Here is a 6,892-nt window from a genome sequence, read left to right as displayed (position 1 = left end):
ACCGGAGAACTCCTGCGCGAACTCACCATCGACACCACCCGCAACTACCAACCCCAGACACGCAAACAGGCCGGACCCTGAGGGTCCGGCCTGTTGCCGATGTCCTGCGACATCACAGCGGCGGAGGATGGGGGATTCGAACCCCCGAGGGCTTTCACCCAACACGCTTTCCAAGCGTGCGCCATAGGCCACTAGGCGAATCCTCCAGGCGGGCCCAGGGTACTCGACCCGACCGCGATCTCCGAAACGGGCGACGGGGACGGGGTCGGGCGGCCACGATGGGGTGTCGGTCGGGGACGCGGCGACGAGGAGGGCGCGATGGTGGTGGCGCAGGACGCGGACGGAGACGTCGCGACGGTCGAGGGTGCGCAGATCCGACGGGCCCGCCCGGCGGACCTCGCGGCGACGCGGACGGTGCTCGCCCGGGCGCTCGCGCACGACCCGCTCATGGACTGGATCTTCGGCCTGCGGGCGGACCGGTCGGCGGCGGTCGCGGCGTTCCTGTGGGGCGCGATCGAGGAGTACGTGCTCGCGGGCAACGCGTGGCTCGCGGTCGACGACCGCCGGGCTGTGGGAGCGGCGGCGTGGCGGGTGCCGGGCACCGAGGCGACGGGGGCAGACGGTGGTCCCGCGCTGCCCGGGCCGTCGACCCTCGGGCTGCTGCTGCCCGCGGACCGCGTCGTGCTGGTGCGTGAGGGGTTCGCGGCGATGCACGGCCTGCTCCTCGACGAGCCGCACGCGCTCCTGCACTTCCTCGGCGTCGACGCCGACCGGCGGGGCTTCGGCCTCGGTGCGGCGCTGGTCGAGGCCGGGCTCGCGGGCGTCCCGGACCACCTGCCCGCGCACGTCAACACGACGCTCGAGAGCAACGTCGCGTTCTACGTCGCGCGCGGCTTCACGCACGTCGGCGCGGTGCGGCTCGGGCCGCGCGGACCGCAGATGCACGGGCTGCGCCGACCCGCTCGCCGCCCCTAGTCTGGCGAGGTCCGGCCCGGCGCGGACGGCGGCGGGCACGAGCGCGACGAGCGGAGCGACGGCCATGGCGCACGGCGACATCACGCATGTCGACATCCCCGCGGACGACATGCAGCGGGCGACGACGTTCTACCGGACGGTGTTCGGGTGGGACGTGCAGGAGTTCCCCGGGTTCGAGGGGTACCCGATGTGGCGGGCCCCGAACCAGATCAGCGGCGGCGGCTTCGGGCCGCGCGGCGGCGACCTGCAGGCACCGCGGTCGACGATCGAGGTCGACTCGATCGAGGACGCGCTCGCCGCGGTCGAGGCGAACGGCGGCAAGGTCGTCCGCGGCAAGGAGGAGATCACGCCGACCAGCTGGTGGGCGGTCTTCGAGGACTCCGAGGGCAACCAGATGGGTCTCTACGAGGGCACCACGGACACGGACGCGTCGGACGCGGGCTGACGGGCGACGCGGGACGGCCCACGCGACGTCGCGCACGTCGATGTCCCGACCGACGACGTCACGACCGACGACGTCCCGCGCGCGGCTCAGGGTCGGTCGAACGCCGTGTGCACCGACGGCCGCAGCCACGACGGCAGGACCGCCCGGGCGCGCAGCGCGGCCTGCACGAGCTCGGGCCGCTCGAGCGCCCGCAGACGTCGACGTCGTCGCGCGCTCGGCCGCCCGTACGCCGCGACCTGCGCGGCGGTCCCCGCGATCGCGCGGGCCGCGTCGAGGTCCCCTGACCGCAGGGCGGTCACGTAGTCGTCGAGGGTGATCTGGAACAGGCGCGGCACGACGAGGTCGCGCACGTAGTACCGCTGCATGCGGACGTCGTCGGGCGTGGTGCGCGCGAGCTTGTCGAGGAAGGCGACGCGGCTGGCACGGAACCGCTCGCCCGCCGACGTGCTCGTCGCGTGCACGCGGAACCGGGTGAGCGACTCGCGGACGAACTCCGCATGCCAGCCCGCGCGGAACATGCGGATGAACAGGTCGTCGTCCTCGTACCCGACGAGCTGCGGGTCGAACCCGCCGACCTCGCGGTAGGCGTCGGCGCGCAGCACGGACGCGGACGGCACGACCATGAGGTCGGACGCGAGCAGCTCGAGCAGCGTGCGGTGCGGGTGCGGCAGCTGGTACGTGCGGATGTACGAGCGCGTGACGGTCCCGCCCTCGCCGTCGATCTCGTCGAAGTCGCTGTACGACCACGCGACGTGCTGGGACCGCTCGAACGGCCGCACGAGCCGGGCCAGGTGCTGCGGGTACCAGGTGTCGTCCTGGTCGAGGAACGCGAGCAGGTCGCCGCGCGCGGCGGCGGCCGCGGTGTTGCGGGCGGCGGACTGCCCGGCGTTGTCCTGCCGCAGGACGCGGATCGGCACGGGCGAGTCGAACGCGGCGGCGAGCGCGCCGCCTCCGTCGGTCGAGCCGTCGTCGACGACGAGGACCTCGACGGGCAGCAGGGTCTGCGCGGCGATCGACCGCAGCGCGTCCTGGACGTACCCGGCGCCCTGGTAGAGCGGGAGGATCGCGGTCACGGCGGCCGACCGCGGGTGCGCGGTCGCGGCCCCCGGACGGGCGTCGGCGAGCGCCGCCCGCGCGGCGACCGGCGCGGCTGTCCCGGGGACGACGGCGACCGGCGCGGGTGTCCCGGGAGCGACGACGTCCGGCGACGGGGGGGTCCGCGACGCGTCGGCGTCGGCCCGCGCGGTGGTCCCGACGGGAGGCGCCGCCGGCGCGAGCCCGTCGACGGGGTAGCGACGGGCGACTTCGGCGCTGTCCGCCGCGTCGACGGGCCAGCTCACGGGACCGGCGGGCGGGCCGACCTTCTCGGCGACCACCCACGCCCCGGACTCGCTGGCGACCGCGGGCATGAGGTACGCGTGCTCGCGCCACTGCGCCGACGGCGTCACCGTCACGCCCCCGGCCATGCCCGTCCGCAGCGTGCGGAAGCCCGTGGCAGGCCCGAACAGCTGGCGCAGGCCCGCGTCGGAGAGCCGCCAGAAGTCGTTCGGCTGGGCGTGCGTCGGCCAGGTCCACGGGACGACGTGGCACGTGAGCCCGCCGGGCGCGAGCACCTTGCCGATCTCGGCGGCGACGAGCCACGGCGCCGCGACGTGCTCGAGCAGGCTCCGCGACACCACGAGCGCGTACTCGCCCGCGGGCACCGCCGTGGACAGCGCGTGCACGTCCGCGACGACGTCGACGCCCGGACCCGCGTGGATGTCGAGGTGCCGGACGACGCGTCCCGCGAAGGGCGCCTCGAGCCGCGCGTACTCGTCGGGCCGGTCGGTGCGCGAGCCCAGCCAGAGGACGGGCCCGGGTGGTGCGGCGGCGGCGAGCTCGGCCAGGAGCTCCTCCTCCTCGAGCTCCGGGACGTCCTCGTGCCGCGGGAGCGGGTGGTCCGGCAGGTCGAGCGGGACGCGGTGGTCGCCGCGCGCGGTGTGCACGACGAGCGTGACCTCGCCGTGCGGGGTGCCCGGCACGTACGCCGCGAACCCGGTGTCGACCACGTGCGGGTCGCCGGGCCAGAACGCCGCCAGGTCGGGGCGGGGGCGCCGCGCGGCACGGACCGAGGTGCCGCCGACCTCGACGGACACGCCGCTCGCGGGCTCGGGCGCGGTGTGCGCCCAGCCCTCGAGGTACACGCCCGACGCGTCGCACCAGTACACGTCGAGGCCGTGGTGCACGGGCGCCTCGACGGGGCGCAGCGGTGCGACCTCTTCGACGGCGCCCTGCGCGGCGGCGAGCGTGACGTGCTCCCGCGCGACGACGGCCAGCGCCTGCGCGTGCGCGTCGTCCGGGTGCTCGCCGGCGGCGTCGGCGGCGGTCGTGAACCACAGGCGCGCGGTGCGCGGGTCGCCGGTGTTGAGGGCGCGCATCCCGAGCGACAGCAGCGCGTCGAGCGCGGACGTCGACCAGCGGCCGTCGCCGCGGGCCAGGCGAGGTGCGGCGTCCGCGACGGGTCCGACGAGCGGGCCGGCGTCGTCGTACCGGCCGCGCGCGACGAGCTCGACGAGGACGTGGCAGCGGCGGCCGGCCACGCGGTCGCGTCCGTCGGGCGTGGACGTGTCCAGGTGCTCGGGCAGCTCGAGCGCGAGCGCGGCCGCGTCGGCGGGCCGGGTGCGGGCCAGGGCGACCGCGCGGTGCACGGCGGCCTCGAAGCGGACGTCGAGCGCGTCGAGGTCCGTCGGGTGGGTGCCGATCCACGCGATCGCGGCCTGCTGCGCGAGCGCGAGGTACCGCTCGGCGGCGGTGACGTCGTCGCGCGACAGGAGGCAGGTCATGCCGATCGCGTGCGCCGCCCCGGGCAGGGCCCACGACGCGTCCGCCCCGGCGTGCAGCGCCGCGAGCGCCGCGTCGGGGTCGTCGAGGTCGACGCCGTGCCGGGCGCGGACCGTCTCGACCATGCGGGGGATCGCCTTCTCGGCCTCCGCGAACGCGCCCCGGGCGACGAGCGAGCGCACGAGCCGCGTCGCCGTGCCGACGGCGAGCGTGCCGGACGGGTCCGCCTCGGCGGCGCGGTGCGCGTAGTAGTCCTCGAGCACGGCGGGCGGCAGGTGCCGGTCCCAGTGCGGTGCGGGCGCGGAGGTGTCGTCGGTCGCGAACGCGACGAGCGTGAGGCCCTCGCGGCGGACCTCGGCGACCGCGAACCCGGCCTCCCGCAGCAGGTCGCGCAGGCCGTCGCGGGTCGCGAGGACGGTGTGCAGGCCGGCGCTCAGGGCGGCGACGACCTCCGGCTCGGGGGACTCGGGCGTGACGTGCTCGGCGGCCGGAGTGGTGAGCAGCACGATCCCCGTCGGGCCCGCGTGGCGGCGCAGCACGCGCGCGAGGTCGAGCGGTGCGGGGACGTGCTCGATGACCTCGCTCGCCAGGATGAGGTCGAACGTGCCGCCGAGGTCCGACTCCGTCGTCAGGAAGTCGTGGACGATCGGCACGCCCAGTTCAGCCGCGCCCCGGACCGCCGCGTACGACGGGTCGATGCCCAGCACCTCCCACCCGTGCGCGAACCGGGCGAGGTCGAGCGCGAAGCCGTAGTTGCAGCCGACGTCGAGGAACCGCCGCACGCGCGCGGGTTCGACGGCGGCGAGGGCCGTCGCGATGGTCCCGACCCCCGCACCGCCCTCGACGTACTCGTCGACCTGCACGTCGTCGGAGCCGGACGCCCCCGCGACGGGCAGCAGGTCGAGCGCGCCACACGTCGCGCAGCGCACGCCGTGGATCTCGGCCCCGTCGGGTCCGGCCGTCGTGACGACCCCGTCGGCCGTGCCGCGCGTCCCGCAGATGCGGCAGTCGAGGTCCCGAGCGGGCCCTCCCCACGTGAGCCCCGCCACCGGTCCTCCTCCGTCACACCTCGCTGAACCGTGCCACCGCGCGGATCTTGTTCGTGGCGTCCAGGGCCGCGACCTTGTACGCCTCGGACAGGGTCGGGTAGTTGAGCACGGTGTCCACGAGGTAGTCCACGTCGCCGCCGCACGCCATGATGGCCTGGCCGATGTGCACGAGGTCGGTCGCCGACGTCCCGAAGATGTGCACCCCGAGCAGCTCCCGCGTCTCCGTGTGCACGAGCAGCTTGAGCATCCCGTAGGAGTCGCCGACGATCTGGCCGCGTGCGAGCTCACGGTAACGCGCGATCCCGACCTCGTAGGGGACCGCGTCCGCGGTGAGCTGGTCCTCCGTCCGCCCGCAGTACGAGATCTCCGGGATCGTGTAGATCCCGATGGGCTGGACGGCCGCGAGCTCCCGCGCGGGCTCGTCGAACGCGCGGTACGCGGCGAGCCGGCCCTGGTCCATGGACGTGGCCGCGAGCGCGGGGAAGCCGATGACGTCGCCGACGGCGAAGACGTGCGGCACGGCGGTCCGGTAGTCCTCGTCGACGACGATCCGCCCGCGCTTGTCCGCCTGCAGCCCGGCGGCCTCGAGGTTCAGCCCGGCCGTCTGCCCCTGCCGGCCCGCGGAGTACATGACGGTGTCGGCGGCGATCTTCTTGCCCGACGCGAGCCGCGTCACCGTGCCGCGCGAGCCGGTGTCGACGCCCGCGACCTCCTCACCGAGCCGGAACGACACCGACAGGTCGCGCAGGTGGAACTTCAGGGACTCGACGACCTCGGGGTCGCACATCTCCAGCATCGTCGGGCGCTTGTCGATGATCGTCACGCGGGTCCCGAGCGCGGCGAACATGGACGCGTACTCGATGCCGATGATCCCGGCGCCGACGACGACCATCGACCCCGGCACCCGGTCGAGCGCGAGCACGCCGTCGGAGTCGACGACGGTCCGCTCGTCGAACTGCACGGTGTCGGGACGGTGCGGGCGGGACCCGGTCGCGATGACGACGAACCGCCCCGAGATCCGGGTGCGCCGCCCGTCGTCGTCGGTGATCTCGACGGTGTGCGGGTCGACGAACGCCGCGCGGCCCGCGTGCAGGTCGACGTGGTTGCGCAGCAGCTGCGCACGGACGACCTCGATCTCGCGACCGATGACGTGCTGCGTGCGGGCGAACAGGTCCTCGATCGTGATGTCGCTCTTCACGCGGTAGCTCGCGCCGTACACGTCGCGCTGCGCCATGCCCGTCAGGTAGAGGACGGCCTCCCGCAGCGTCTTCGACGGGATCGTGCCGGTGTTGACGGAGACGCCGCCCATCATGTGCCGCCGCTCGACGACCGCGACGCGGTGCCCGAGCTTCGCCGCGGCGATCGCCGCCTTCTGGCCGCCCGGCCCGGAGCCGATGACGACGAGGTCGTAGTCGTACCGCTCGGTCCCCGGCGCAGGAGCCGCAGGGGGCTCGGCCACCGGTCCCGGGATGCCGTCGCTGCTCACCCCTCCGAGTGTGGCCCGGTCGACCGTCCCGCACACCCGCTGGACGCGCGCCCGGCCGCCCGGTACACCTGCGGCGTGAGCCTCGACCGTCCGCTGCCCGTGCGACGCGTGCAGCCG

The 6,892-nt window shown here is 75.1% G+C and carries 4 protein-coding genes and 1 tRNA gene; 2 read left to right on the top strand and 3 right to left on the bottom strand.

The window, feature by feature from the left end; genetic code table 11:
* Positions 1 to 121 precede the first annotated feature (121 nt).
* Positions 122 to 206: transfer RNA gene (locus tag CTKZ_RS16810), tRNA-Ser, on the bottom strand.
* Between the two features lie 112 nt (positions 207 to 318).
* Between CTKZ_RS16810 and CTKZ_RS16805 the strand changes: the two genes are divergently transcribed.
* Together CTKZ_RS16805 and CTKZ_RS16800 are read left to right on the top strand one after the other, a co-directional pair.
* Complete coding sequence (locus tag CTKZ_RS16805; RefSeq protein WP_124344020.1) at positions 319 to 975, top strand: GNAT family protein; 657 nt, start codon at positions 319 to 321, stop codon at positions 973 to 975.
* Positions 976 to 1,039: 64 nt separating this feature from the next.
* Positions 1,040 to 1,420, top strand: coding sequence for a VOC family protein (locus tag CTKZ_RS16800; protein WP_124344019.1), 381 nt, complete (start codon positions 1,040 to 1,042; stop codon positions 1,418 to 1,420).
* Positions 1,421 to 1,506: 86 nt separating this feature from the next.
* On the opposite strand, the gene CTKZ_RS16795 is transcribed toward CTKZ_RS16800, so the two are convergent.
* Both CTKZ_RS16795 and sthA read right to left on the bottom strand, forming a co-directional pair.
* Positions 1,507 to 5,289 (bottom strand): glycosyltransferase, encoded by a 3,783-nt coding sequence (locus tag CTKZ_RS16795; RefSeq protein ID WP_124344018.1) that lies wholly within the window; start codon positions 5,287 to 5,289, stop codon positions 1,507 to 1,509.
* A gap of 13 nt (positions 5,290 to 5,302) precedes the next feature.
* Positions 5,303 to 6,775 (bottom strand): Si-specific NAD(P)(+) transhydrogenase, encoded by a 1,473-nt coding sequence (gene sthA / locus CTKZ_RS16790; RefSeq protein WP_200829788.1) that lies wholly within the window; start codon positions 6,773 to 6,775, stop codon positions 5,303 to 5,305.
* Positions 6,776 to 6,892 lie beyond the last annotated feature (117 nt).

This window comes from Cellulomonas algicola (assembly GCF_003851725.1).
Lineage (GTDB): Bacteria > Actinomycetota > Actinomycetes > Actinomycetales > Cellulomonadaceae > Cellulomonas > Cellulomonas algicola.
Note: the sequence above shows the minus strand (reverse complement) of the source record. Positions and strands in the feature narration are given on the sequence as shown.

Bases quoted from the DNA above. Each gene is read 5' to 3' on its own strand.
- CTKZ_RS16800 (WP_124344019.1), top strand. From the start codon at position 1,040: ATGGCGCACGGCGACATCACGCATGTCGACATCCCCGCGGACGACATG.
- CTKZ_RS16805 (WP_124344020.1), top strand. From the start codon at position 319: ATGGTGGTGGCGCAGGACGCGGACGGAGACGTCGCGACGGTCGAGGGT.